This is a genomic window from Streptomyces sp. NBC_00154, assembly GCF_026342835.1.
Taxonomy (GTDB): Bacteria; Actinomycetota; Actinomycetes; order Streptomycetales; family Streptomycetaceae; genus Streptomyces.
Genome location: NZ_JAPEMI010000001.1, coordinates 7061972 through 7087337, shown reverse-complemented (window position 1 = coordinate 7087337; position 25366 = coordinate 7061972). Strand labels below are relative to the sequence as shown.

Below are 25366 nucleotides of genomic sequence, written 5' to 3'. Positions count from 1 at the left end.
TCGTTCTCCGGACGAGACAGCAGGCCATCGCCATCACAGCGGGCACCGCCGCTGTTTTCCGATAGCCGATTGAAGCCGGATATCGAGGGAAGGCGGAGGGTGTCGTCGGGGCGGTCGCCGTGACGCAGCAGAGAAAATGCCTGTCCTCCGAGAGATCGGAGACGGTCCCGATTCAATTTTCGATCGGGGGCGTGAATCTCCGGATGCGGGGCACCCGGACCGACGCGGCCGATGAAGCCGCTGTGCACGACGTACGGAAAAAGGAGGCCGGCGGGGATCCCTGCCGCCCTCCGTTTACCGGAGGAGTTGTTTTCGCGTGACTGATAATGTGTGGAATTACAAGTCGACTGCGGGCCGTGTGACGGGCCCGGATCTCACCGGCTACAAGGTCGAGGCCACGGACGGCAGCATCGGGAAGGTCGACAAGCACTCCGATGAGGTCGATGACGCCTACCTGGTGGTGGACACCGGCGTGTGGATCTTCGGCCGGGAAGTCCTGCTCCCGGCGAGCACGGTCGTCAGTATCGACCCGGACGAGCAGAAGATCTTCGTCGACCGCACCAAGCAGCAGATCAAGGACGCCCCGGAATTCGATCGGGAGAAGCACCTCGGCGACCCGGGCTACCACGATCAGCTGGGCACCTACTACGGCGCCGGCACACCCTTCGGCGGCCCGTTCATCTGACAGTGCGTCTGTTCTGTGCTGCACGGCCCCCGGGACTCTCCCGAGGGCCGTCGCATGCCCCGGCAACCACGGCCGGCAGGGTTGTCGGCACCGCAGTGCACGCCCGCACCACCAGTGTTGCCGGGGCCACCGCTGGGCCGCAGGCGCTTCCCGCCCGCGCCGCGAAAGCTCACGTCGCAGTGGCGATCGGTCGAACCGACAGGCGGATCAGCCGGCCGCTGACCGTGAAGAACGACGCGGCCCATCGGCACCCTGTTCACGGGGATCCGCTCGAGCGCCATCGGCACGCCGGTCGCCTGAGCATCGAGGACGGCCGTGGCTTGGCCCGCCGCATGGCCGACCCCACAGCCGGTGGGGTCGGCGGCAGAACGGCGGATCAGCCGCTGCCGGCTTCCCGCGCCGCGCGCTCCAGTCGGCTTCGGTGGTTCTCCCACCATGCCTGATCGCCTGGCGGCACGTTGTCGCTGTCCTTCAACAGCCCGACGGTCCCGTCGATGAGCTCGCGCACGATGTCGGCGTGGCCGGCGTGCCGGTGGGTATCGGCGATCACGCGCACGAGGACGTGGTGCAGTGTTACCTCCCGTCGTTCCTCCGGCCACCACGGGACGTGACCGATCGCGTCAAGCGTCAGCGTCTCGATCGTGCTGTTCGAGTGCTCCCACGCCTGGTGATACAGCCGGATGATCTCTTCGCGCGACTCGTCTGCAGTTGCCCACATGTCCGCGTTGGGTTCGGCGTCCTCCGTGTACCACCAGGGCGGCGGCTTGTCGTCGAAGAAGGGCCGCCCGAACGTGTCGCCGAGGTACCCCACCTCCACGCCGGCGACATGCTTGACCAGTCCCAACAGGTTGGTGCCGGTGGGTGTCAGGGGGCGGCGGATGTCGTATTCCGAGAGCCCGTCGAGCTTCCACAACAGGGCGTCACGAGCGTCTTGCAGGTAACGGAGAAGATCCGCTTTCGGGTTCGGTTCGATCATGCCGGGAAGTCTTCCATCCGGCACTGACAACCAGGCTCTGCAGGGCAACGCAGAATGGTGCTGCAGGGCCTTGCCTCGCGACACCGCGGTCTGCACCTTCGACGGCCCCAACCCACTGCCGCCGTGACCGCCTTCCGTGATTCTCCGGAGCGCCCGCTCTGACGGTGGTCCAGCTCTGGCTCGGCGAGGGCCCGTTCGGCTCCCCGTACGGCACCGGCCGACCCGTGAACGCGTTCCACCGTATTCGTCGCCGGTCACCTGCGCTTGGCGGATGAGGGCGCGCCCACGGTGTCGGCAACCACGACGTGCCCGGCCCCATGCACCACGCTCAGCAGCCTGATCCGGCGTCGGGCGAGCCCGAGCATCTCGATCACCTGTGCAGAGGGCGTGCGCTCCTGCCCCACTCGATGCGTTCGCTGACTGATCGGGCACCAGCGACAGCCCCCGGGGCGGGTCCCGTGCCGTTCACGGCCCGTGGTGACGGTCGGGTGCGCCGGACGGCCCTCCCCTGGGACCGGCCCGAAGGGAGTGGATACTGGGCTCCGAGATACGGCCACGGACGAGGGGTACGACCAGTGACCAGCGACAATCGCATAGGACCGCCCAGTTTTGGCAGCGAACGCGACATGCTGCGGGCCTTCCTCGACTACCACCGCGCGACCCTCGCCATGAAGTGCGAAGGGCTTGCCGACGAGGAACTGCGGCAGCGCTCGATGCCGCCGTCGACGCTTTCACTGCTCGGTCTGGTACGGCACATGGCGGAGGTGGAACGCGCTTGGTTCCGTCGAGTGTTCGAGGACAACGACGCGCCCATGGTCTGGTCCGACAAGACCGACTTCCAGGCGGCGTACGACGCAAGCGCGTCAACCAGGGGCGAGGCGTTCGATGCCTGGGAGGCAGAAGTGGAGAAGTCACGCTCCATCGAGCGGGAGGCTGACTCTCTCGACCTGGCCGGATACCAGCCACGATGGGACGAGGAAGTATCGCTTCGGATGGTGATGGTGCACGTCCTCCTCGAGTACGGCCGCCACAACGGACACGCGGACCTTCTGCGTGAAGGGCTCGACGGGACTGTGGGAGCCTGAATCCGCATGGCCCGCTCCCCAGGTCTTCCGTGATGCGAGGGCGGGCCTCCTACAACTAGGTCTTGGCCCGCTGGAAGTTGACGGCGCCCCAGCGCGGAACGGGGCGTCCACGCCGTCCCGCCCCGCGCCCAACTGACCGTAGACCTGGTCTGGCTGTTGGAGCCCGCGGCAGCCGGTCACTCAGAGGATCGCCGACCCTCGAGCCTGGGAGCTGCACGAAAGCATCGAGCCACGAAAGCTCGACAGCCGAAACGCCCTTCGGTCACCGGGGCAACCCTGCCGCTGCCGCCCGAGACGACCACCCGCGTCGAACTGATTATCGAGCTACCGGTCTGATACCGGATCGACGTGCGGACACGCGAGAGCGCGAGTCGGCTTCGAGAACGGTTCAATCTGATTCGCGCGCGAGTTCGAGGGCAAGGGCCTGGAGAATTTCTTCCGTCGATGTCGCAGGTACTGTCTCGTCATAGGCGTCCGCAACGGCCTGGAACGCGAGCACGAATCCGGTGATCAGTGCGCTGAGCGGCTGGGAGAGCTGGCCCAGAACAGATAGCCCGACCTCACGCGGACCCGCGGCGGCGGGCACGATGAAATGCTCGGGAACCACTTCGCCGAGCAGGTCCGAGACATAGTCGGTTCCGACCCCGCTGCGCAGTGCGGTGAGCGCCGCGATGGCCTTGAGTTTGATCTCGTTCTCGGTCATGTGACGAGGGTAGGAGTAAACCTCAGCACTTGGGCGGCACGGACATCCCCGCAGTGTTGGGTGGTCAATCACCCTTGGCTGCGGCCAGGTCAGGGCGCAGCCGCTGCGGACCAGGTGTCGCAGCAGCCCTGCCTGTCTCCGGGGCGCCGGGGTGACTTCACCGACATGGCGAGCATGGGAGCGATCTGCGGCAGGGCTGGCCATGACGGTGCCCGCGCTCGGTCAGGACGCGCTGCGCTTCTTCGCGGGCGCCTTCCTGGCCATGCTCTTCTTCGCGGCTGCTGTCTTCTTCGCCGATGTCTTCTTCGCCGGAACAGACTTCTTCGCAGCCGGCTTCCTGACGACCTCCTCCTCGATCTCGCACACCTTCCGGGTGCGGACCCTGCCCACGTCCTCGAGGTGCACCTGGTGGAAGTGCAACGAACGGTCCTCGGTCGCGCTGATGATCTTGATCGCGATCGTGACCAGGCCGAACGAGATGGCACCGGTCCACAGGGGCCGCGGCATGCATTCCTCCAGGCTCCCCCTGGCAGTGTGGGCCGGGAAGCGGACCGGAGCGCCGGAGAAGGGACCGACCCACACGAGGTCGGGGCGCAACCGGGCCACCGCCCGTAATCCGATCCTTACGCGAGCCGGCCGTGATCGCATACGCAGACGTCGAAAGATGCCGCATCACACGGTGCCGCGGCTCCCACGATCGGACGGGCGACGCAGCCGCGGGTTCAGGACTCACTTGCGGACACTGGCTGACGGTTCAACCTGTAGGCGTGCGGCTGCTGAGCAGGTCGCGTACGCGGTCCACCAGTCCGACGCCGGGCGCGAGGAGTTTGTTGGCGGGCGGGGTGTTCGGGAGGGAGGGGTGCGGTCGGGTGGGGGCCATCTCCTTGGCCCGGCGCACCAGCCGCCCCAGCTCGTCCAGCTTGTCGGACGAAAACGACTCCGCGAGTCTCGGGAACAGCTCGTGCTCCTCCTCACGCACGTGGGAGGCGACCTCGAACTTGAGCTTCGCAACGATGTCGTTGAACTGCGGATCGTCGGCGGGCAGGTCTTCGAGATCCTTGAGCATCTGCTCGACCTTGGCGTGATCGGCGAGTTCCTTGTCCGCCAGTGCCCCACCGTGCGGTACGTGTTTGCGTACCGTCGGATACAGGTACATCTCCTCGGCGACGGAGTGCCGCACAAGTTCTGCGGTCAGCCGGTCCGCCAGCTCACGTCGCCGCGGATGGTCGACCGGCTGCGCTTCGATCTGCGCGAACAACTCCTCCAGCTCACGATGATCGGCCGTGAACTCCACGATCACATTGCCGCCGTGTCCCATGACAGTCCCTTCATCGAGTTCGTCGCCCTCTGCGAACGGAACCGCAGACAGGCAAAACCTGCGCTCTGCGCGCGAAGACGGACACGGCACTCACCTCCCCGGCGCAGCCATGCCCCAGGCACACCCCCGCATTCCCGCTTCCCTGCGGTCCGGCACGCCCACAAGCTGGTATTGGTGGGAGTCGACCCCTCGCCATTCGACCCACACCGAGTTGCCGAGAATCGCTTCCCAGCCGTCGAGGCTGCCCCGCTCCCGGCAGAACAACGTCACAGCAGGGTGTCGCCACCTGTGGGATTGCGAGGGCGCCGCGTCACCGGCCCTCGAACCGGTCTTCCAACCATCCGGTGGCTGCGACGCCGAACGGCAGTTGCTCGGCGCCCGGCGGGATGACGAGTCCTCACTCCGCGTGCCGCTCCGAGGCCGGCGGTGGGGCCTTCCGCTTCTTCCGGCCGCGGTGGCTCGTGTCGCACCAAGGGAAGACGAGGCTCCGTCGGCAGGTGCACAGAGCGACGACAGGCCGGTCCGAGCGAGCAATGGTGCCGTCCTCCTGGACGACTTCGACGGGCCCTTCCACGAGCATGGGCCCGCCCGGCTCCTGCATGACGCGTCGTGCAACTGCCCGAGGTGCGGTCCCTGGTTCATCACGGCCGCTCTGCACGGATCACCACCGGTTCCTCTTTCCGACCGGCACCATGGAACGCTCCTTGCCGAACCCTTGGCTCCGCAGCATGAGCTGTCGACCTTCGGGCACCCGGGTCGTGTGACGACGAGTAGGGGCGGGCTTGTGAACCCGCCCACCCCGCCATGGCTGCCCTCTGCGCAGGGACGAACGCTCGGTAGGAACAGCCATGGCAGGCGCGGGACGACGGGCCGGGCACGACGACTCCACCTGTGGAGCAGCGTGCCTGACGGGTGATCAGCCTCCGAGCCGGTGTTGCAAGCGACTCGGACTCGGCGTTCGCTGAACGCCGGCGAAGTTCAGTAGCACCGAAATCTCAAACCTCGGCGCGCAAGCGTGAAGCCCGGATGCCGTCACCCCGGCTGCGCGGTCCTTCCTGCGCCCAGGCGACTACCGTCCGGACTTCTTCAACCGCTCAGCCGCCTTGGCTGCGGTCTCCTGGGCCTTGCCCGTCAATCGCTCACTGCGGCCCTCTGCCTGCATGCCCTTGTCGCCGATGGCATCGCCGGCGGTTTCCTTCAGCTTGCCCTTGACCTGCTTGGCCTTCGCCTTTGCCTTACTCATAACGATGCTGTCCTTCACTGTGAGGGGGACTGACGTACCAACCCTGCGCCGATCACTCCGAGGCCGCAATCGGTGAGGTGGCGCGCACACGAGCAACCGGGCGAAGGGCCGTAGGGGCGCACGCACGCCAACAGCCGGCCGCGCACCTGGTCGGTTCCGGGTCGGTTTGATGCGGCGTGGCAGAACCGTCCGGGATCACATGTCCCGTGCCGCACAAGGCGGTGACACCTGCTGCCGATTCCCCCGTCCGGGTGGCGGCTCCAGCGGGGCACAGTTCGCCGGGCTTCAGGTCCCGGACGCGCGGGGAGGAGTCGGCCCTGCCACGGAGGATCCGATCAGCGGCATCAAATCACCGGCACTCACGTTCCCAGACGATCCCGCGGCACCAGCGGCAGCAGTACCCGCATCGCCCTCTCAGGGTCGGGGACGGAGATCGCCAGCCTGCTGAACGGTGCACCCCGGCGCAGTTCCACACACAGCACCGGCCCGCCGGCCCGTACCAACGCGAAGTCCTGTCCCTCCGGAAGTGGGCGGATACCCGCGCACAGCCGTCCAGGAATCCAGGTGCCCCGACCGCGCCCACCGCGAAGCGCCCGCCACCAGTCGGGCTCGATATACAGCCGGCGAAGTGCCGATCCCGGTACCCGCACATCGTCGTGGCGTGTCACCACCTTCTCCCACCATGACAGGCGAACAACGATATCGGTGCCCTCCACTACCACCCGCGCCATGACCTCTCCTCTTTGTCTTGTTGCGAGGACGGCAGGACCTGGCGCCTCGTCCGAGCCCCTTCGCGATGCTGTAAGTCCGGTCCTGGTCTCCATCGCGCCGTCGAGAATTTCCCTCAGCAAGGCGCGCCCCTGAAACAGCCGAAGGCTGCCGATTCCACGGTCGATCGGTCCTCGCCGGCTCTTCTGCAGCCGCCGACCACTCCGGGACCGCCGCACCACCGCAGACATGTCCGACGGCTCCGATCCCGTCGTCCACAGGGCCGGCCGGGCGATCGACGCCGACCACGGCCGCACGGCCCCGTGCGCGATCGAACCGACCTCAACCGTCACACTCCTGGAGACCTGCACGGGAGGCCCTGCCGACGAGGAAAGGGGAGACCTCTCCGGCGCGGACACGTCCCCGGATGTCCTCTCGCGTCAGTCGGGCCAACCGGGCTGAGTTCGCATCCTTTGTAGCCCGGTGGTGACTTGCTCCTGGGGATTGATTACATCGTCGGCGAGGCGGCGTAGTCATCGGACTCTGCCGGCACTCGCATCGGTCGGCCGCGGGAAGCTCCGTGACGCGGAACCGGTGTCCCTGGTCGGCGGTGGATTCGGCGCTCGTCACCGTTGGTCGTGGGTCGTTCGAGCTCACGGAACGGGTCGGTGCTCATCAGGGCAGGCCCGCAGGGTCGAAGCACCGGCGAGCAGGCCGGTGACTTGGCGAACGGGGACAATGGCCCCAGGGAGTAACACGATGGCCGCCCGGCACTCCGAACCGGTTCGCCCCCGAATTGCAGGATCGACCTCAGCGACGCCGCCCGCCTCATCGAGCCGCTCGGTCACGCGCGCCCGTATCTGGAGGAGCGCCGCGATCTTGCCGACCGCGTGGACGGTCTCGTCCAGCAGATCGAGAGGTTGCGCAGGCACAACAACAGGCAACGCCGCGATGTGAGCGCGGCCCCCGAACAGGCCGGCCCGAACACCGCACTGCGGCAGGCCAGGGAGGACCATACTTGACCCAGGTGCACTCAGGTTTTATCAATGGAAGGGCATCAAGCATTGCCGGGAAAGGGAGGCAGTGATGGCACGGGCTGTGGGTGTTGACCTGGGAACGACGAACTCCGTGGTGTCTGTGCTCGAGGCCGGTGAGCCGACGGTCATTGCGAATACCGAGGGTGCGCGGACCACTCCGTCGGTGGTGGCGTTCGCCAAGACGGGTGAGGTACTCGTCGGCGAGATCGCCAAGCGGCAGGCGGTGACGAATGTCGAGCGCACCGCGCGGTCGGTCAAGCGGCACATGGGAGAGGCGCAGTGGCGTTTCCCCGAGTCCGGCGACATCGATGGCAAGCGGTACACCGCGCAGGAGATCTCCGCACGCGTGCTGCAGAAGCTGAAGCGGGACGCCGAAGCACATCTCGGGGAGGACGTCACCGACGCGGTGATCACCGTCCCGGCGTACTTCAACGACTCTCAGCGCACCGCGACCAAGGAGGCGGGCCACATCGCGGGCCTGAACGTCCTGCGGATCATCAACGAGCCGACGTCCGCGGCGCTGGCCTACGGTCTGGACAAGGAGAACGACCAGACGATCCTCGTGTTCGACCTCGGTGGCGGCACCTTCGACGTGTCCCTGCTGGAGATCGGCGAGGGCCTGGTGGAGGTCAAGGCGACCAATGGCGACACGCACCTCGGCGGTGACGACTGGGACCAGCGGATCGTCGACCACCTGGTGAAGCAGTTCAAGAACGGCTATGGCGTCGACTTGTCCAAGGACAAGATGGCGCTGCAGCGTCTGCGCGAGGCCGCGGAGAAGGCGAAGATCGAACTGTCGTCCGCGACCGAGACGACGATCAACCTGCCCTACATCTCCGCGTCTGCCGAAGGCCCACTGCATCTGGACGAGAAGCTGACACGTGCGCAGTTCGAGCAGCTCACGGCCACCCTGCTGGAGCGCTGCAAGGGTCCGTTCCACAACGCGATCAAGGACGCCGGGATCAAGGTGTCGGACATCGATCATGTGATCCTGGTGGGCGGTTCGACGCGGATGCCGGCAGTGACCGAGCTGGTGAAGGAACTGACCTCCAAGGATCCGCACAAGGGTGTGAACCCCGACGAGGTCGTCGCCATCGGTGCCTCGCTCCAGGCCGGTGTCCTCAAGGGTGAGGTCAAGGACGTTCTGCTCCTCGACGTCACGCCGCTGTCCCTCGGTATCGAGACCAAGGGCGGCATCATGACGAAGCTCATCGAGCGCAACACCACGATCCCGACCAAGCGGTCCGAGATCTTCACGACGGCCGACGACAACCAGCCGTCGGTGCAGATCCAGGTCTACCAGGGCGAGCGCGAGATCGCGGCGTACAACAAGAAGCTCGGCGTCTTCGAGCTGACCGGTCTGCCGCCGGCCCCGCGTGGTGTCCCGCAGATCGAGGTCGCGTTCGACATCGACGCCAACGGCATCATGCACGTCGCTGCCAAGGACCTCGGCACCGGCATGGAGCAGAAGATGACCGTCACCGGTGGCTCCTCGCTGCCCAGGGACGACATCGACCGCATGGTGCAGGAGGCCGAGCAGTACGCGGAGGAGGACCGACAACACAGGGAGGCCGCCGAGACCCGCAACCGGGCGGAGTCCCTGGTCTACCAGACCGAGAAGCTGCTGCAGGACAACGCGGACAAGATCCCCGGCGACGTGAAGACGGAGGTGGAGACCGCGCTCACCGAGCTGAAGGAGAAACTCAAGGGCGAGGACACCACCGAGATCCGCACCGCCACCGAGAAGGCAAGTGCGGCCGCGCAGCGGATCGGCACCGCCCTGTACGCACAGACGCAGGGCGAAGCCGACGGTGGGGGCGGCGCGGCCGACAGCAGCACGGCTGGGGGCCCTGGCACCGGCGAGGAGGACGTCGTCGATGCGGAGATCGTCGATGACGAGCGGAAGGGAGGCGCCGGATGAGAAAGGAGCCGCACCTCAGGCATCAGGGTGAGCGGTCACCTGTGGTGGTGCGCGACGTGTGCAGGATCGACCCGGTCATCCTGCAGTCCCAGCGACACCAGGATGTGTCAGGTCCGGACGGTGTCGGTCAGGGACGCCCGGACTCCGGCCGGCCCGATCGGGCTGAGGCCACACGGCTGCGTGAGCAGATCGCGGAGCTGACCGAGGATCTGCAGCGGGTGAAAGCCGAGTACGACAACTACCGAAAGAGGGTGCGCCGCGACCGTCTGGCGATCCGGGAGATCGCGGTGGTCAATGTGCTCAACGGCCTGCTTCCGGTCCTGGACGTTGTGGAGGAGGCTCGCCGGCAGGGCGACGACATCGGCGCTGCGGCGATCCTCTTCGACGTACTCGATGAGCGGCTGGCGGCGCTGGGGCTGCGAACCGTCGGTGCAGCAGGTGACCCCTTCGATCCGCACACTCATGAGGCAATCGTCTACCGCACCTCCGGTACGGGCCATGAAGCCGTGTGCACCGAGGTGCTGCGCCACGGCTACCGGGTCGGCGACCGCCTCCTGCGCCCGGCCCAGGTGGCGGTGGCAGGACCCGGCCGTGCCACATAGCCCGGAAGTCCGGGGCTTGGTCGGCGGTAAGGGACCGGAACGCGATGTCTGCGGCGCAATTGCGCTCGATCGCCCGGGCGGAGCGAACGCCAGTGGCGTGGTCATGGATCAGTAGACGCAGCATCAGCCCGGGCTCGTAGGGCGGGTAGCCGCGCTTCTCGGTGCAGTCGGCTGGGACGGGCCCAGGTCCAGCACCTCGTCGACCACGTCGGTGACGCACCGGGCCAGGTCGTTCTGCGGCCGCAAGTCGTCCAGCGGCGAGGGTGGCAAACAGGACCCGGTGCGGGTCGAACGCCCTGACCGCTTGTCCACCCCGGGCTGACGGCCCTGCGACTGCTCATTTCGACCGGCTCGACCTCGAACAGCCCGTCCCCACCAGGTACTCGGCCCTCATCCCGCACAACTGATCGCGAAACGCAGGCGGGTCGTTTCCTTGCCTTCGTGTGTGGTGTCAGCCTTGTCGGCGAAAGTCCAGCATGTAGAAGACCTTGTCGTAGCGGCGTTCACCGACGGCGACGAAGTCGGGCAGACGGCCGTACTCGGTGAAGCCCAGCGACCGGTAGAGGCGCAGGGCGTCGCTGTTGTCGCCACGGGCGTCCAGGGTGAGGACCTCAAGACCCGCCCGCCGGGCGTCTGCGATCAAAGCACTGGTCAGCGCCCGACCGACGCCACGACCCTGGGCAGCAGCATCCACCGCGATCTTCTCGAGATCAGCGTGCGGTCGATGAGTCGGCCGCACGTAGCGCAGCCAGTACCCCAACCCGACAAGCCGACGGTCGAGGTACGCGGCGCGCAGGGCCCCGTCTCCGGCCTGCACGGCAGTGACGACGTGGCCGAGGAGCTCCGCCACCTCATCGCACGAGGGGGGCTCCACCCAACCCAACGCGGCACCCCCGCGGACCAGGTCCGCCAGGATCCGGTGAGCCGACTCCACGAACCGGGCTTCCAGTTCCGGATCGGACGTCAGTTCCGCCACGTCAAGGATGAAAGGTTCAGCATTCCCGCTGCTGGTCGTGGCCGTGTTCATGAGCGGCAGCCTAAGGGCTGTCCCGCAGCGTCAGCCCAGCCCCGTCACTGACCCGCGTTCCGGGCCACGCGGCACATCATCGAGGATCCGTGGTTCATCGGCTCGCACAACGGTCAGCCCGTCCGCCGAACGCGTTTCACGCGCTGGGGTCAGCGGTCGGCGATGTCCTCGCGGAGCCCGTCGGAGAACTCCCACCACGACAGCGGTAGCCAGTCGCCGTTGACGAAGGCATCGACAGTAGCGCCGCGACCGCGGACAGTCACCGTCGTTCCGGGCGGGTACGTCGTACCGGACAGGCCAGGTACTGGGACGAGCAGGGTTCCGAGCCGTTGCGCTGCCACTCCTCGCACTCTCTTTCCATTTCTCGGCGCGACACCTGGGTGGGCATTTCTCCCGAGATTACCGGGTTGTCCGTTGGCGCAGGCCGGAGAATCATGAGAGATGGGTCACGCGAAATGGCGCGGGACTGGGGTGGGGAACGGGCGTGCATCGCCGAGCGGAGGTGGCAGCCGTGAAAGCCGTCGTGTACAAGGGACCGTTCACCGTGGCGGTCGAAGAAGTTGAAAAGCCCAGGATTCAGCACCCGAACGATGTGATCGTCCGAATCACCTCCACCGCGATCTGCGGCTCTGACCTGCACATGTACGAGGGTCGTACTGCGGCTGAGCCCGGCATCGTCTTCGGCCACGAGAACATGGGAATCATCGAGGACATCGGTCAGGGCATCACCTCACTCAAAGAGGGCGACCGCGTGGTCATGCCTTTCAATGTCGCCTGCGGATTCTGCACCAATTGCGTGGAGGGATTCACCGGATTCTGTCAGACCGTCAATCCCGGCTTCGCGGGCGGCGCTTACGGCTATGTCGCCATGGGGCCCTGGCCGGGCGGCCAGGCAGAATACCTGCGCGTTCCCTACGCCGACTTCAACTGCCTGAAGCTGCCGCCGGGAAACGAGCAGGAGACCGACTTCATGCTGCTCGCGGACATCTTCCCCACCGGCTACCACGGCTGTGAACTCGCCGATGTCCGCCCGGGCGAGAGCGTCGCCGTGTACGGCGGCGGGCCGGTCGGGCTCATGGCCGCGTACTCGGCCCTGCTGCGCGGCGCGAAGAAGGTGTTCGTCGTGGACCGGGTCCCCGAGCGGCTGGAGAAGGCCCGAGAGATCGGTGCGGTTCCGATCAACTTCGCCGAAGGCGATCCCGTGGAGCAGATCAGGGAGCAGACCGAGGGCATCGGCACGGACAAGGGCGTGGACGCCGTCGGCTACCAGGCGACGGCGCACGGCACGGACCGCGAGGAACCGGCGACCGTCCTGAACTCGCTCGTCGGCACGGTCCGGGCCACCGGAGCGCTCGGCGTGCCCGGACTCTATGTCCCGGCCGACCCCGGAGGCCCCGACGAGCAGGCCAAGCACGGCATGCTCCTCGTCTCGATCGGCAAGCTCTTCGAGAAGGGCCTGCGGATCGGTACGGGGCAGTGCAACGTGAAGCGCTACAACCGGTTCCTGCGCGACATGATCATCGAAGGCCGGGCGACGCCGAGCTTCGTCGTCTCGCATGAACTGCCTCTGGACCAGGCGTCGTCGGCGTACGACAAGTTCGACAAGCGGATCGAGGGTTACACGAAGGTAGTGCTGCACCCGTAGCGGAAGGCTCGACAGGACTCGCCCGGCGCGCGACTGGCCGCGCTGGTAATCGCCGCCGCGCTGCCGGGTGATGCCGAGCGCCCCCGAACTTGCCGACGGCGGGGGTTCGCAGTGGTCGTCAGCTGCGGTTCCAGCTGCGGAGCTTGTCGGGGTTGAGTACCAGCCATACATCGGTGATCTTCTCGTCCTGCACGTGGAAACTGACGACACCGGACACAACGGTGTCGTGGCGGAGGACCAGACCGGTCTTGCCGTTCACGGATTGCAGGGTGGCTTCGAGCGCGGGGTGCTGCAACAGTACGCGGAGCATGAAGCGGGCCGTGCGCTCGGCGCCGTGGACCGGGTTCAGGGCAGCGCGAACCTTGCCGCCGCCGTCGCTGAGTGCGGTGGCTTCCGCGTCGAGCAGCGAGACGAGAGTGGTGAGGTCGCCGATGTCGCAGGCGGCCCGGAAGGCCGTGACGATGCGGGTGTGCACATCGGGCGCGGTCTCCCGTCGCCCCCGGTCGCGCACGTGCCGCCAGGCGACGGACGCGCGTTGCCGGCACATCTGCGGGGTACGGCCGACGATCGCGGCAATTTTTCCGGACGACAGGGCGACCATGTCGCGCAGGACGAACCCGACCCGCGCCGCAGGCCTCAGGGATTCCAGCACGACCGTCAGCGCCGTGTACACGGACTCGCCGAGCGTGATCCGGTCCAGCGCCCTCACCGGAGTCGAAGCCACGGTCGTCGTCCTGTCCGGCACCGGCTCAGGCAGCCGCTCAGCCACGTTCAGCTTCCGCCGGTGCCGGGCGGAGTCGAAGATGTCGAGGCACATGTGTGCAGCGAGGCGCGTCAGCCCCACCTGCGGCACCTCTATGACCTCAGCGTGGGCCAGGTCCTCTTCCTGGTCCTCATCCATGAGGGATGGTCCTTTCTGCCGGGTCGTCGGACGACGGCCGCCGGCCCACGTCGGTTGCCGGGGCGGACGCGGTGCTCGCAGAAGTGGCGGGAAAGGGCGCCGCACAGCCGCTGCGTGGCCCCGATGCACCCTTGTCCCTCCGCCGGACCAGCTGATCATCCGTGCCCGGTGGGAGGGATCGGACGGAAGGCTCAGGCGGCCATGGCGGCGAGTTTCGACGGGTTCATCATCCACAGCACCCGGTCGATACCGTCTGCGGTCACGCTCACCGTGACAACGGCGAGCACGTTCCCGTCACGGTACAGACGCACCGCGGCCCGGCCGTTGGTCTCGACCGGCTCCACCGTCACACCGGACCAGAAGGTGTCGGCGAACGCGTGGATGTACCTCGCCACACGGTGACTGCCCACAACGGGGAACTTCGACGCCCGAACGGCTCCTCCGCCGTCGGAATACGAGATGACGTCCTGTGCGAACAGCTCCTCCAATGCGGCCACGTTCCCTGTCTGTGCGGCCGCCACGAACGCGGTCAGGAACCGCTGGTGCTCGGCAGCCGCGACACTCGCACGTTTCTCCGTGGCCAGATGCTTCCGCGCCCGGCTCACCAACTGGCGTACGTTCGCATTCGTCTGATCGATGATCTCCGCGATCTGCTCATACGGGTAGTCGAACGCCTGCCGCAGAACGTATGCCGCTCGCTCCGTAGGAGTCAGTTTCTCCAGCAGCATCAGCACCGCGACCTCCAGAGCCTCTCCGCGCTCGGCGCCCAGCGCCGGGTCACTGCTGGTGTCGACCGGCTCCGGCAGCCACGGACCGACATAGGTCTCACGGCGGACTCTCGCGGATTGCAGGACGTTGATCGCGAGCCTCGTCGTGGTCGTCGCGAGGAACGCCTGCGGGTTCTGCACCTTGGACCGGTCGTAGGTCTGCCAGCGGATCCAGACCTCCTGGAGGATGTCTTCCGCCTCGCTGACGCTGCCCAACATTCGGTAGGCGATCCCGAACATGCGACCGCGGACATCGCGGAACACCGCCTCGGCCTCCTGAAGGCTCTCGGCGTCTTCCGCTGGATCGTTCTTCGACGACATGGTTCGTGGCCCTTGCTACTCGACGGGTTTGCCGGCGGTCGAGACCTCGCGCATGAGCGCCGCGATGTCGTCGCGGATCGAAGGTATGGCCTCCCGTTCCACCGGCCGTAGCGAGGTGTGTGCATCCGTCTTCGGCCGCTTGCCCATCGCGAGCGCATCGGCCCTGGGTTCGGCGAGTTCGACGGTGGCGCGCAGGCCGGATCCTCCCGTCCCGATGACGAGGACGGACGCGGCGGCCCGCCGTTCGGATGTGTACATGAGTGCTCCTCGGCCGTTTCGAGAACGTGCTCCTCCATAGCTATGACCGAGTAGTCCATTGATGTGTGACTCGATCTCCCGAAGCCGACGACACAGAACCCGAACGGCCTACATGAGTCGTGGAAGGGCTCTCACCTGCGGACCCTGCCGACACCCGCCGCGCAGGGCCGCGCGGCCGGCGCAATCGCACGTGGTCCCCCCCACTCATCTCGCCGAGAAGCTCCAGGCAGCCGACCTGGCCGATGACGTCGAATCCGGCTATGGGGACGGTGCCTCGGCCGGCATCGGATCCTGGCTGCATACAGTCGTGGAGACGCCTCGCCGATGCTTGCCGGTCGTCAGCCCTGGCCGACGCCTCGGACATCACATGGCCGTACAACGGGAACAGGTACGCGCGGGACCGGCGCCGACTGCCCAACCGGCCACGAGACAGGCATCGCACTCACCACGCGAGTGCGATGCCTGTCCGCGATGTCGTTCGTCCGCGCCGCCGGCAGTGATCCTGCAGGACCGGCGGGCGGCATGCGCGCCCGCCCGCGCTGTCAGAGGTTGGAGAAGCGGCCTGCCTGGGCGAGGATCTGCTCGGGGTCATCGGCCGGGGGGTAGATCCACAGCGTATTGATGTCCCGCTTGAGGGCCTTGGCGCCCTCGCCGGTCATCTGGACCGTGCGGGGCGCCGGACGATGTGCTCTCGCCCCGGACGCCATGACCGTTCCCGTCGTCTGCACGTGGCATCGGCGCACCGGATTGCCCGATGCACTCCTGGCCGATCTCCGGATCGGGCGACGTGATCAGGTGTGCGCCTCGGTTTCGGTGACGTGCTGCCCTATGCCATCGGCTGCGGCTGCGGACAACAGCGCCGCCGTCAGGTGTGGAAACCGGGCGTCGAGGTCGTCGCGACGCAAGGCCACGAAGCAGCGGGTGCCTTCCTGGCGGGTCTGCGTGATGCCTGCGTCGCGAAGGACCTTCAGGTGGTGGCTCAGGGTCGACTTGGCCACCGGTGCCTGCAGTTGGCCCCATCCACGTTCGCGGCCATCGGCCAGCAATCGCACGATGCCAAGCCGAGTGGGGTCGCTGAGTGCGGCCAGCACACGAGGCAGTGTGATCTCGCTCGCGCTCGGCGAATGCTGATTCTTCATGCTCCTATACTAATGACATCTTCGATCTTCGATGAACATCGAACAATAGGGAGTATCAGTGATGCCCAGCCGTTTTACCGACCATGTTGTGATCCTGACCGGAGCTGGTTCCGGGATCGGGCGCGCTGCCGCACTGGCCTTCGCGAAGGCGGGAGCGCGGGTGCTGGGAGTGGGAAGACGAACGGAGGCGCTGCGCGAGACAGCCGATCTCCATCCGGCCATCGAGACGCTCAGTGCCGACGTCAGTGCCGCAGGTGCACCCGAACGGATCGTGCAGGCCGCGGTCGATCGATGGGGCCGCGTCGACGTCCTGGTCAACAACGCCGGAGTCCTCGCCATGATGCCCCTGGGCCAGGTGACCGCTGAAGGCATCAACCAGGTACTGGCCACCAACGTCACCGCTCCGAGCCTTCTGGCCGGCGCCGCCCTTCCGTACCTGCGGAGCTCTCAAGGGGTGATCGTCAATGTCAGCAGCACATTCGGGCACAGGCCCATCGCTCACGCCTCTCACTACGGTGCCTCGAAGGCTGCGATCGAACAGCTGACCCGAAGCTGGGCGCTGGAGCTGGCGCCCGACAACATCCGGGTCAACGCGGTTGCTCCCGGCCCCACCGAAAGCGGAGCATTGACCGGCGCCGGCTTGTCCGCCACGGAAATCGATCACCTCAAGGATGCCGAGGCAGCACGCATTCCGTTGGGTCGCCGTGGTGAACCCGACGAAGTGGCCGAGTGGATCCTGCGGCTCGCCGACGCGCAGACTGCCTGGCTCACCGGCCAAGTGCTCACGGTCGACGGCGGACTCGAACTCACCTGATCATGGCGCACACCCGGGCAGCGGGTAATGTTCCCCGGAGGCGGCCGACCAGTATGCCTCGGTGCCCTCGACCCCGCCGCGACGCACTCGAACGTGGTCGGCCTCGCCGCCATCCTGGTGAAGAGCTGACTCACCGCCACACCGGTCGAAACCGGCCAGGCGTGGTCATCCAGCTGCCGTGAACGCTCCGTCGGTGAGGATCGGAACGATGTCGCAGACGTCCAGTTCGGTCGCGATGTCCACGTCCCCGGCGAAGCCTCCGTCCGTGAGTTCCCGGCCCGATGCGCTGCTGGTGACCGCGGTCATGACATCCGGCGTGGCCTCGAAACAGTCGGCTGCGGCGGCGGCTTCGGGCGACAGCGGGCCGCCACACTGCTTCCGCAGTGCCGCGAGGACCGCTCCGGCGCCGAGCAGATCCTCCAGCGCGGGGCGCAGGCCGCCGTCGGGCCATCGCTCGCCCGAGGCGATCACGGCGACCGGACGGTCGCGGGTTCCGTATCCGTGCTGGGCGAGCCAACGGCCCACCGCTGACGCGTTGCGCAGGCAACCCGCAACCACCATCGACTCACCGGCCGCGGCGGCGATCGAGGAACCGTTGGGAGAGGGCAGGACCAGGCGCGGGGTGAACGGAGCACTTCTCAGCGCCGCCGGAGAGAGCGACCACGGCAACGCCGACGTGGCCATGCGCCGCCCGACAGCCAATCGCGCGCCCATCTCATCGGCGAACTTCGACGCGGACTCGTCACGCCAGGCATAAGGGAAGACTCGCGTCCCGGACTCCACAGCCACCGTCACCGACGTCGTGAACGACAACACGTCGACGACCACCAGACACGCGATATCCGCCGCGAGCCGTTGCGCGCCGACGGGCCCCCAATCGAATCGCGCACCGCTGCCTGTCTGCACAAACCAATCGTCCATAGCCGACGACCATGCCATTGCACCCAGATACCGACACCAGCGGGGGCAACCGTCCGTCGGAGCAGCCATCCACAGCCCCGCCCCCTGATCAGACCCCCGCAGGATCGACGCGGAGTTGCACCTGGGCGTGTTTCAGAAGTGGCGGCGGAGTCGACTTGAGATCGGCAATGCAGTCGAGCAGGCGGTCGGTGTCTCGTAGCTGTCAGGCTTCACCGGTGGTGAGTTCGAGGAGTTGCCGGGCGGTGCCGGCGGGGTCGACGATCTGGTGAAGGTGCGCGCCGGGCAGATGTGCGGTCCGCCAGCCGCGTTCGCGGGCGTCGGTGGCCATGTCGTCGTATGGGGGGCCGAACAACAGGTAGGAACAGGGATGGTCGTCCCAGTCGTCGGGGACGGGGATGCGCTGCTCGTAGTAGGCGAGCGGAAGCGTCGGCTGCTCGGCGATGACCTTCTGCCGCATCGTCGGGTCGGAGAACATCGGCGCGATGTCAGCCTCGTCCCACCAGTCGGTCCAGCGCGGCAGCATGCCGTTCACCGCCAGGGGACGGAGGAACTCCAGCAGCTCGGGTGGGGCAACGGAGGTCGGTCCGGTGCGGGCCGGTAGGGCGGCATCGACGAAGACCGAGCCGTACACCGGATGGTCGAGCCCCGAGCGGATCGATGGGAGGAAGAGACCCGCGTTGCTGTGTGCCACCAGCACGAGTGGGTGATCCGTCGGGATCTCCCGGAGGTCGTCACGGACGGCGTTGGCGATCCGGGGCCAGAACGGTGGTTCGCCGGCGCCCACGTTCAGCAAGGACGGTACGCGCACCTGGTATCCCGCGGCGGCCAGCTGCTCCGCCACCGGGTGCCAGGTGGAGGGACCCACCGACGGACTGTGTACGAGAACGAAGATCGGCTGCATGCGAGCATCCTGTCGCCACGCCACTGGCGGTCGCGACCGACTCGGCTGACGGCGAACACCGGGCGGACGAACGGTCCGTCAGGCGGTCCGGTCGGCGGTGCCGCCGTCCTGTCAGGAGCCCCGGCAGCGGGTGAGGGCGCTGAATCCGGCCGAGCGGTCCCCTCCCCGGACGAGATCCTCGCGAACTCCGGCAGGGCGCACCCCGGTGCACCGCTGCGGCAGGCGGCTGCCGGATCCCGGTGGTTCCATGGGATTCATGACCAGCAGGACAGTCGTCGTCGAGCGTCGCATCGCCGCAGCCCAGGGGACCGTGTGGGAAGCCCTCACCGATCTCGGGAGCATGGAGCGGACGCTCAGCAGCGTATCGAAGACCGAGGTTCTCACAGACGGAGCCTTTGACGTCGGCACGCGGTGGCGCAAGACCCGGCGCATGTTCGGCAAGGACGCCACCGAGGAGATGTGGGTGACCGCCAGCGAGCCGCCCAGACGCTACGTGGTGGAGGCCGAGTCCCACGGCACCCACTACGTCTCGGAGTGGCTGCTGCGGGCGGACGGCCCGGCCACAACGACGGTCCGTATGGCATTCACCGCCGTGCCGGCCGGCGGCTTCACGGGCCTGCTCGCCAAGGTCCTGGGCGGCGTGGGCGCACGGGCCGTGAGCAAGGCGATCGCGAAGGACCTCGACGACGTCGCCACGGCGGTGGAGGGCCGCAGCAGCTGAACCTCCCGCGGCCTGAAGGACGCTGGGACCGATCACAGTAGGCGGCCGGAGATGCCAGTAGGGTCTCGCGAAATCGTTGTCATGGGGCCCACGTTCGAACACCTTCAATAGCCGGTGCCCGATGCATCGCAAGTCCCATCTGCCCCGTGTTCCGCGATACCGGCGAAGTCACCTGACACCTGTCTCCCGAGCAGGCCAAAATGCGCCGCACGGCGGTTCAGCAGTGACAGCGCCTCGGTCGGTCTCGTCGTCGCCCACCCCGCATCTGTCGGTTCCTCACCCTGACAGGAAGGGTGAGACATCACTCGACTGGCACATCAGGGCTCTACTCATGCGTACTATCTCTAGACACTGCTGCACATTGCGGCAGTTATGTCCTGCGGGTGTCCCAGTCAGCACAGACGGGGCACCTGCCTCCACCCGCTCGCGGACCGGGTTCGTGCTTTCACCGCCTTACTCGCGAGCTGCAGAAAGGCCCATGACATGTCTGAAATTCAGGTCCACGCCACAGGACTGGCGTCGCAGTACATCGCCCAGGTGACGGGCGACCTTGAGCGCAACGTCAAGGAGCAGGAGCGTCTCGCTGCCGAAATCGAGGCGCTGCAGGAGCAGTTGGGTGCCCTGCAGCACGACCACTCCGTTCTGGTGAGCATGCAGGAGGCACTCGGCGGCGCGAGCCCCGCCGACGAGGTAGACACCACGGCCACGCCGACCGTGCCGCGCCAGGCCACCGCCGAACCCCAGCAGAGCAAGCCGAAGAAGGCGGCCGCCACGGCGACGGCATCAAAGAAGAGCGCCGCCAAGGCCTCATCCGCGAAGGCCTCGACCGCCAAGGCCTCGACCGCCAAGGCCTCGACCGCGAAGGCACCCAAGGCAGACACCAAGCCGACCCTCGTCAACCTGATCCGCGGTCACCTGGAGCAGCAGAGCGAGCCGCGTTCCGCCACCGAAATCTCCGCCGCGCTCACGAATGCCCACCCTGACCGCGGTGTGAAGACCACCGTTGTGCGTACCACCCTCGAAGGGCTGGTCGCCAAGAGCCAGGCTCAGCGCACCAAGCAGGGATCGTCCGTCTTCTACACAGCGACGGCTGCTTCGGAGGCTGCTGCGGCCGACTCCCAGCAGGAGGCAGTGGCCGGCTGAGCACTCTCAGGAGCGCCGCCCATCTCACCGCCACCAGGGGGCGGTCCGGTGGCGCCCCGGCCGGAATCTCGGCGTGCAGAGCCAAGTCGGCGTGCGGCGGTGCGGGAGTGGGTCTCCCCACACCGCCGCCCGCGCCCTCCGGGCCGGCACCGAGATCCTTGGATTCAACTCTCTGGACCATGTTCCGACTGACGTGTGTCAGCTCAGCAGCTGTGCCGGAGCACGAGGGGTGTCACCGTCGCTGCCGGCGGACTCGGGGCTGTCCATTACACGCAGCAGGACAGCTGTCATCGACGGGGCGGCCCTGTTGCGATCGCCGCCCCGTCGGCAAGCTCGTTGTCACCTTCCGCGGTCACCACCAGACCCGTCGAGCGTCTGATCCTCATGATGGCCGTTATCGCTCTCTGCGGAAGGCACTTGATCGCCCGAGTACCGATGATCGGGATCGCCGGGATCCGACGTCGCTCAGGGGTGCATGCGGGCACCCTTGAGTACCTTGTCCACCGCGTTGCGTGGCCCGTGGACGGCCATTCCGACCAGATCGAGGTGATCCTTTCCCACGGCCCGTACAGCCGCTCGGTTGTCCCGGTCGTTCCCCGTGCTGAACAGATCTGAGGTGAACACGGCCCGCGGCAGGGAGCGCGACAGCGCACGGCCATGCGCAGCGGTCAGCATCTCCTTCGTCCCTTCGAAGACCAGTACGGGCTGCCGGAACATCGGCAGGTACGCAGTGCCGTCGGCGTCCGTGTACGGCTCGCCGATCACCTCGGGTGACACCGTGCCGAGACCGCTGACCAGGAAGGCGGTCACATTCAGCCGCTGCCAGGATTCAAGGTCCTCCCGCAGCAGGACAGCGATCTTGGTGTCGAAACGGACAGGCACCTTCTCATCCCCCACCCTGTTCCCAACCCCGGTTCCGGCCTCGGTCTCATCGTCATGTCTCATGCTTCGAGACTCCACGATCCGCGCCTTCTACGTCTTGTACGTTCTTTGCGTGATGCCCCGGCAGGAGATTTCCGCTTGGCGCCCCCCGGTCGCGGGCGTCGTGGAGGTTTTCCACGCGCACTTCACCGAGCACGCGTACCCCATGCACGTCCACGACGCCTGGACGTTGCTGATCGTCGATGACGGCGCGGTCCGCTACGATCTGGACCGCCACGAGCGCGGCACCCCGAGCGACACCGTGAGCCTGCTCCCGCCGCAGATCCCGCACAACGGCTCGCCGGCCACGCCTCACGGATTTCGCAAGCGCGTGCTCTACCTCGACACGACACAGCTGGACGAGAGCTTCGTCGGGCCGGCGGTGGACGGCCCGGACCTCACCGATCCCGTGCTGCGCAGACGCATCGGACAGCTGCACACAATTCTCGCGACCCGGGGAGACGAGTTCGAGGCGGAGAGCCGTCTGGCCTTCATCGGCGAGCGACTGCGCGAGCATCTGCGCCCCAGGCCGGCCCTCGGTGGCGCGGCACCCGACCGCCACGTCGCCCGGAGTCTGCGTGACCTCCTCGACGAGCGCCTGCTTGAAGGCATCACCCTGGAAGAAGCCGCGCGCCTGGTACACGCCCACCCCACGCATCTCGTACGAGCCTTCAGCGGGGCCTTCGGCATCGCCCCGCACCAGTACGTGATGTCCCGTCGCGTCGACCTGGCCCGCCGTCTGCTACTCGACGGACAGCCGGCGGGCGAGGTGGCGACTGCCGTCGGCTTCTACGACCAGTCCCACCTCACCCGGCACTTCAAGAGAGTTGTGGGTATCGCCCCGGGCCGGTACGCCCGAACCGGGACCATCCGCCGATGATGGACCGCCCGCACTTGGCACCACACCGGCGCCCCCAGCGGGAAAGGCACACCGACAGCCCGACGCCGCGCGGCTCCGCCTCGGACTCCGGGCTGGGGACCAGCGAGCGCAGCAAGGCCTCGCCGACCACGGCCGCCCCCCTGACAAACCCATGAGGGTGCCCAGCATCCGCTCCGCGACGCGCGCCGGGGACCGACCCTGCCCCCGAGTAACTCCCACCCTTGATCGGTGAGTTCATGTCGATGCTCCCGACCGTGATCCACCAACGAACGATCTTTGAAGACGGACCCCGGACAGCCCTGGCGGGAAGGGGGCTGAGCCAAGGCCGCGGTGGAGGGGCCGTCCGGCCTCGTGGAACGCCTCGATGCCGCGGCCGCGAGCTCCGCGCCGGCCTGTGCGTGCTACGGGGTGGTGCCTGAGGGAGGCTCGGGCAGCCCGGCGGATGCAAGGCTCAATTCGCGTCGGAGCCGAGTCCCCACCGCACCACGGGCCGGGCCTGCCGTGCCCTGAGTGCCTTCCCCGGGCGCCCCGATGATCGCCACCTCGACGGGTCAGGGTGTTCCTGGGGTCAGGTTGCCGTCGCCACGCGTTGGAGTGCGGCGGCGAGCGCGGCGAGATCGTGGCCGACGAGGTTGTCGAGGACGTGCCGTCGGACGCTGGCGAGGTGGGCGGGCCAGGCTTCCCGCAGACGGGCGAAGCCGTCTTCGGTGAGGACGGCGTTCCATCCGCGTAGGTCTTCCTGGCACTTGGCTCGTTGGATGAGTCCCTGCTTTTCGAGGCGGTTGACGACGCGGGTCATTCCGCTGAGCGAGAGGTTGCAGGCAGCGGCGAGTTCACTCATCCGCATCCGGCGGTGGGGAGCCTCGGACAGGAACATGAGGGGGGTGTACTCGGAAAGGGGAAGCCCTCCGTCACGGACCATGTCCGCGTCCACCAGTCGTGGCAGCGCCGTCATGACGTTGCCCAGGGCGCGCACGAGCATTTCCTCGGTCTGGTCCAAGGGGTGCAGGGGCTGTTCGTCGTGGGGCATGCCTCACACCCTATCTCCTTGACAAGGCAAGGACCAGAACCTTTACTTGACTCGGCAAGTACATATACAAGCAAAGGCGCAAAAGCCCCACCCGACACCCTCACCACCACCCGAAACCAGGTCGTCGCCTGGAGCAACGCCCTCGGTCCGCTGCGCGCCGGCTGACGCGAGGTATCACGAGGCGCCGCTGAGAATGCCCCGCACCTGCGTAACGGCGCCGGTGCGGGGCTCAGGGGCTGCGCCACCCTTTCGACCGCCGTGGGACACGAGAAGCCCGCCGGTGTCGGGGCAGCCCGATCACGCTCGGACCGGACACGTTCGGTGACGTGAGCCACGACGCCCAGGGCCTGCCCCTGTCGCACGGCGAGACGATCCGCAACCCGGTGGCGGAGGGGTGTCCTCGCACAGGGACGACGCAGAAAGGCGGACAGTATGCAGTTCGGAATCTTCACGGTCGGCGACATCGCCCCCGACCCGGTCACTGGTTACACCCAGAGCGAGGCGGAACGCATCAGCAACGTGGTGCGAGTGGCGCAGCGGGCCGACGAGGTCGGCTTGGATGTGTTCGCGCTCGGCGAGCACCACAATCCCCCCTTCGTCCCGTCCTCGCCCACCACCCTGCTGGCACACATCGCGGCGCTGACCGAGCGCATCATCCTCAGCACCTCGGTCACGCTCATGACCACGAATGACCCGGTGAAGATCGCCGAGGACTACGCCATGCTCCAGCACGTGGCGAAGGGACGGCTCGATCTCATGGTGGGGCGTGGCAACACGGTGCCGGTCTATCCGTGGTTCGGAAAGGACATCCGGCAGGGCGTGGCTCTCGCTCTGGAGAACTACAACCTGTTGCACCGGCTCTGGCGGGAGGATGTCGTGGACTGGGAGGGCACCTTCCGCACCCCGTTGCAGGGCTTCACCTCGACCCCGCGGCCCTTGGACGATGTGCCGCCCTTCGTCTGGCACGGCTCGATCCGCACGCCCGAGATCGCCGAGCAGGCCGCTTACTACGGCAACGGGTACTTCGCCAATCACATCCTGGCGCCGAACCTGCACTTCAAGCCGCTCGTGGACTTCTACCGCGCACGTTTCGAGCACTACGGGCACGGCACGAAGGAACAAGCAATCGTGGGTCTCGGCGGGCAGGCGTTCATCGCCCGACGCTCCCAGGATGCCGTGAACACCTTCCGCCCGTACTTCGAGGAGTACCCGGTTTTCCGGGGGAGCTCGCTCGACGACTACATGACCCGCACACCCTTGAGCGTCGGCAGTCCGCAGGAGGTCATCGACAAGACCCTCACTTTCCAGGAGGGTTTCGGCGACTACCAGCGCCAGCTCTTCGCGCTCGACGGCATGGGCCTGCCCGTCGAGATGGCGCTCGAGCAGGTCGAGTTGCTCGGAACCGAGGTCGTCCCCGTGCTCCGCAAGGAGATGGCCGGCAGGCGTGCCCCCGGAGTGCCCGACGCACCCATCCACAGCACCCGGGTCACGGAGAAGTACGGCAATGCCGAGCCACGGCAGCCGCGCCCGAACCCGAACCGCGGCGACAACCTCTCCGGCGCGTCCCCGTACCAGGACAGCGACCCGGGCGTCCAGGCGCACTTCCCGTCGGCCGTCTGACCAGGGCAGGCAGCCCTTCGACTCGCGATCCAGGTGTGGGAGGCCTTCTTCCGGGCGAGGTCCTCCGCGACCTCGGCCA

27 protein-coding genes and 3 pseudogenes are annotated in these 25366 nt (G+C 67.3%); 11 read left to right on the top strand and 19 right to left on the bottom strand.

Annotation, left to right across the window (positions count from 1 at the left end):
• The first annotated feature begins 316 nt into the window (after positions 1-316).
• Positions 317-685: a PRC-barrel domain containing protein gene (locus tag OHA03_RS31755; RefSeq protein WP_267007148.1), complete on the top strand. Its 369-nt coding sequence runs from the start codon at positions 317-319 to the stop codon at positions 683-685.
• A 376-nt stretch (positions 686-1061) separates the two neighbouring features.
• On the opposite strand, the gene OHA03_RS31750 is transcribed toward OHA03_RS31755, so the two are convergent.
• A complete protein-coding gene (locus tag OHA03_RS31750) occupies positions 1062-1661 on the bottom strand; it encodes a DinB family protein (protein WP_267007147.1) in 600 nt (199 codons plus the stop codon).
• A 575-nt stretch (positions 1662-2236) separates the two neighbouring features.
• Between OHA03_RS31750 and OHA03_RS31745 the strand changes: the two genes are divergently transcribed.
• Positions 2237-2746 carry a DinB family protein gene (locus OHA03_RS31745; RefSeq protein WP_267007146.1) on the top strand — a complete coding sequence of 170 codons (510 nt, stop codon included), beginning with the start codon at positions 2237-2239 and terminating at the stop codon, positions 2744-2746.
• Positions 2747-3134: 388 nt separating this feature from the next.
• On the opposite strand, the gene OHA03_RS31740 is transcribed toward OHA03_RS31745, so the two are convergent.
• The 6 genes and pseudogenes from OHA03_RS31740 to OHA03_RS31715 all read right to left on the bottom strand — a co-directional run bounded on the left by OHA03_RS31740 (position 3135) and on the right by OHA03_RS31715 (position 6741).
• Positions 3135-3449, bottom strand: coding sequence for a hypothetical protein (locus OHA03_RS31740; RefSeq protein ID WP_267007145.1), 315 nt, complete (start codon positions 3447-3449; stop codon positions 3135-3137).
• Positions 3450-3782: 333 nt separating this feature from the next.
• Positions 3783-3956, bottom strand: a pseudogene (locus tag OHA03_RS31735) (Ku protein); the annotation flags it as partial.
• 247 nt (positions 3957-4203) lie between these two features.
• The gene (locus OHA03_RS31730; RefSeq protein WP_267007144.1) at positions 4204-4767 is read right to left on the bottom strand and encodes a hemerythrin domain-containing protein; all 564 of its coding nucleotides are present in this window, start codon (positions 4765-4767) and stop codon (positions 4204-4206) included.
• Positions 4768-5164: 397 nt separating this feature from the next.
• Entirely contained in the window at positions 5165-5368 is a 204-nt protein-coding gene (locus OHA03_RS31725) for a CDGSH iron-sulfur domain-containing protein (RefSeq protein WP_267007143.1), read from the bottom strand.
• A 468-nt stretch (positions 5369-5836) separates the two neighbouring features.
• Positions 5837-6010, bottom strand: a complete 174-nt coding sequence (locus OHA03_RS31720; protein ID WP_267007142.1) for a CsbD family protein — start codon at positions 6008-6010, stop codon at positions 5837-5839.
• Between the two features lie 359 nt (positions 6011-6369).
• A complete protein-coding gene (locus tag OHA03_RS31715) occupies positions 6370-6741 on the bottom strand; it encodes a hypothetical protein (RefSeq protein ID WP_267007141.1) in 372 nt (123 codons plus the stop codon).
• Between the two features lie 226 nt (positions 6742-6967).
• Here OHA03_RS31715 and OHA03_RS31710 point away from each other — a divergent pair, with 226 nt between their 5' ends.
• Positions 6968-7180 carry a hypothetical protein gene (locus tag OHA03_RS31710; RefSeq protein ID WP_267007140.1) on the top strand — a complete coding sequence of 71 codons (213 nt, stop codon included), beginning with the start codon at positions 6968-6970 and terminating at the stop codon, positions 7178-7180.
• Positions 7181-7371: 191 nt separating this feature from the next.
• On the opposite strand, the gene OHA03_RS31705 is transcribed toward OHA03_RS31710, so the two are convergent.
• Complete coding sequence (locus OHA03_RS31705) at positions 7372-7662, bottom strand: hypothetical protein (RefSeq protein WP_267007139.1); 291 nt, start codon at positions 7660-7662, stop codon at positions 7372-7374.
• 142 nt (positions 7663-7804) lie between these two features.
• Between OHA03_RS31705 and dnaK the strand changes: the two genes are divergently transcribed.
• Positions 7805-9676, top strand: coding sequence for a molecular chaperone DnaK (gene dnaK / locus OHA03_RS31700; protein WP_267007138.1), 1872 nt, complete (start codon positions 7805-7807; stop codon positions 9674-9676).
• On the top strand, positions 9673-10278 hold the full coding sequence (gene grpE / locus OHA03_RS31695) for a nucleotide exchange factor GrpE (protein WP_267007137.1): 606 nt from the start codon (positions 9673-9675) through the stop codon (positions 10276-10278). The genes dnaK and grpE overlap by 4 nt, the downstream gene beginning before the upstream one ends.
• Here grpE and OHA03_RS31690 read toward each other — a convergent pair.
• The 3 genes and pseudogenes from OHA03_RS31690 to OHA03_RS31680 all read right to left on the bottom strand — a co-directional run.
• Positions 10274-10643, bottom strand: a pseudogene (locus OHA03_RS31690) (transposase); the annotation flags it as partial. The gene grpE and the pseudogene OHA03_RS31690 sit on opposite strands and share 5 nt — an antisense overlap.
• Positions 10644-10729: 86 nt before the next feature.
• The gene (locus OHA03_RS31685) at positions 10730-11305 is read right to left on the bottom strand and encodes a GNAT family N-acetyltransferase (RefSeq protein ID WP_267007136.1); all 576 of its coding nucleotides are present in this window, start codon (positions 11303-11305) and stop codon (positions 10730-10732) included.
• A gap of 149 nt (positions 11306-11454) precedes the next feature.
• Entirely contained in the window at positions 11455-11646 is a 192-nt protein-coding gene (locus OHA03_RS31680; protein WP_030931808.1) for a hypothetical protein, read from the bottom strand.
• Between the two features lie 170 nt (positions 11647-11816).
• Here OHA03_RS31680 and OHA03_RS31675 point away from each other — a divergent pair, with 170 nt between their 5' ends.
• Entirely contained in the window at positions 11817-12950 is a 1134-nt protein-coding gene (locus OHA03_RS31675; RefSeq protein WP_267007135.1) for a glutathione-independent formaldehyde dehydrogenase, read from the top strand.
• Between the two features lie 118 nt (positions 12951-13068).
• On the opposite strand, the gene OHA03_RS31670 is transcribed toward OHA03_RS31675, so the two are convergent.
• The 4 genes and pseudogenes from OHA03_RS31670 to OHA03_RS31655 form a co-directional block, all read right to left on the bottom strand.
• The gene (locus tag OHA03_RS31670; RefSeq protein ID WP_267007134.1) at positions 13069-13851 is read right to left on the bottom strand and encodes an RNA polymerase subunit sigma-24; all 783 of its coding nucleotides are present in this window, start codon (positions 13849-13851) and stop codon (positions 13069-13071) included.
• 191 nt (positions 13852-14042) lie between these two features.
• Positions 14043-14939 (bottom strand): RNA polymerase sigma-70 factor, encoded by an 897-nt coding sequence (locus OHA03_RS31665; RefSeq protein ID WP_267007133.1) that lies wholly within the window; start codon positions 14937-14939, stop codon positions 14043-14045.
• Between the two features lie 97 nt (positions 14940-15036).
• Positions 15037-15197 (bottom strand): annotated as a pseudogene (locus OHA03_RS31660) (FAD-binding protein); the annotation flags it as partial.
• A 791-nt stretch (positions 15198-15988) separates the two neighbouring features.
• Positions 15989-16336 carry a helix-turn-helix transcriptional regulator gene (locus OHA03_RS31655; RefSeq protein ID WP_267007132.1) on the bottom strand — a complete coding sequence of 116 codons (348 nt, stop codon included), beginning with the start codon at positions 16334-16336 and terminating at the stop codon, positions 15989-15991.
• Positions 16337-16397: 61 nt separating this feature from the next.
• Here OHA03_RS31655 and OHA03_RS31650 point away from each other — a divergent pair, with 61 nt between their 5' ends.
• A complete protein-coding gene (locus OHA03_RS31650; RefSeq protein ID WP_267007131.1) occupies positions 16398-17150 on the top strand; it encodes an SDR family NAD(P)-dependent oxidoreductase in 753 nt (250 codons plus the stop codon).
• 165 nt (positions 17151-17315) lie between these two features.
• On the opposite strand, the gene OHA03_RS31645 is transcribed toward OHA03_RS31650, so the two are convergent.
• Positions 17316-18056, bottom strand: coding sequence for a 2-phosphosulfolactate phosphatase (locus OHA03_RS31645; RefSeq protein ID WP_323181278.1), 741 nt, complete (start codon positions 18054-18056; stop codon positions 17316-17318).
• A gap of 217 nt (positions 18057-18273) precedes the next feature.
• A complete protein-coding gene (locus OHA03_RS31640; protein WP_267007129.1) occupies positions 18274-18972 on the bottom strand; it encodes an alpha/beta hydrolase in 699 nt (232 codons plus the stop codon).
• Between the two features lie 256 nt (positions 18973-19228).
• On the opposite strand from OHA03_RS31640, the gene OHA03_RS31635 reads away from it, so the two are divergent.
• A complete protein-coding gene (locus tag OHA03_RS31635) occupies positions 19229-19693 on the top strand; it encodes an SRPBCC family protein (RefSeq protein ID WP_267007128.1) in 465 nt (154 codons plus the stop codon).
• A 483-nt stretch (positions 19694-20176) separates the two neighbouring features.
• The gene (locus tag OHA03_RS31630; RefSeq protein WP_267007127.1) at positions 20177-20836 is read left to right on the top strand and encodes a hypothetical protein; all 660 of its coding nucleotides are present in this window, start codon (positions 20177-20179) and stop codon (positions 20834-20836) included.
• 465 nt (positions 20837-21301) lie between these two features.
• Here the strand turns inward: OHA03_RS31630 and OHA03_RS31625 are convergent, their stop codons facing one another.
• Entirely contained in the window at positions 21302-21781 is a 480-nt protein-coding gene (locus OHA03_RS31625; RefSeq protein WP_267007126.1) for a DUF2000 domain-containing protein, read from the bottom strand.
• Between the two features lie 49 nt (positions 21782-21830).
• On the opposite strand from OHA03_RS31625, the gene OHA03_RS31620 reads away from it, so the two are divergent.
• Positions 21831-22637, top strand: coding sequence for an AraC family transcriptional regulator (locus tag OHA03_RS31620; protein ID WP_267007125.1), 807 nt, complete (start codon positions 21831-21833; stop codon positions 22635-22637).
• Between the two features lie 568 nt (positions 22638-23205).
• Here the strand turns inward: OHA03_RS31620 and OHA03_RS31615 are convergent.
• Positions 23206-23667, bottom strand: coding sequence for a MarR family winged helix-turn-helix transcriptional regulator (locus OHA03_RS31615; RefSeq protein ID WP_267007124.1), 462 nt, complete (start codon positions 23665-23667; stop codon positions 23206-23208).
• Between the two features lie 432 nt (positions 23668-24099).
• Between OHA03_RS31615 and OHA03_RS31610 the strand changes: the two genes are divergently transcribed.
• Positions 24100-25287 carry a CE1758 family FMN-dependent luciferase-like monooxygenase gene (locus OHA03_RS31610; protein WP_267007123.1) on the top strand — a complete coding sequence of 396 codons (1188 nt, stop codon included), beginning with the start codon at positions 24100-24102 and terminating at the stop codon, positions 25285-25287.
• The last annotated feature ends 79 nt before the right edge of the window (positions 25288-25366 follow it).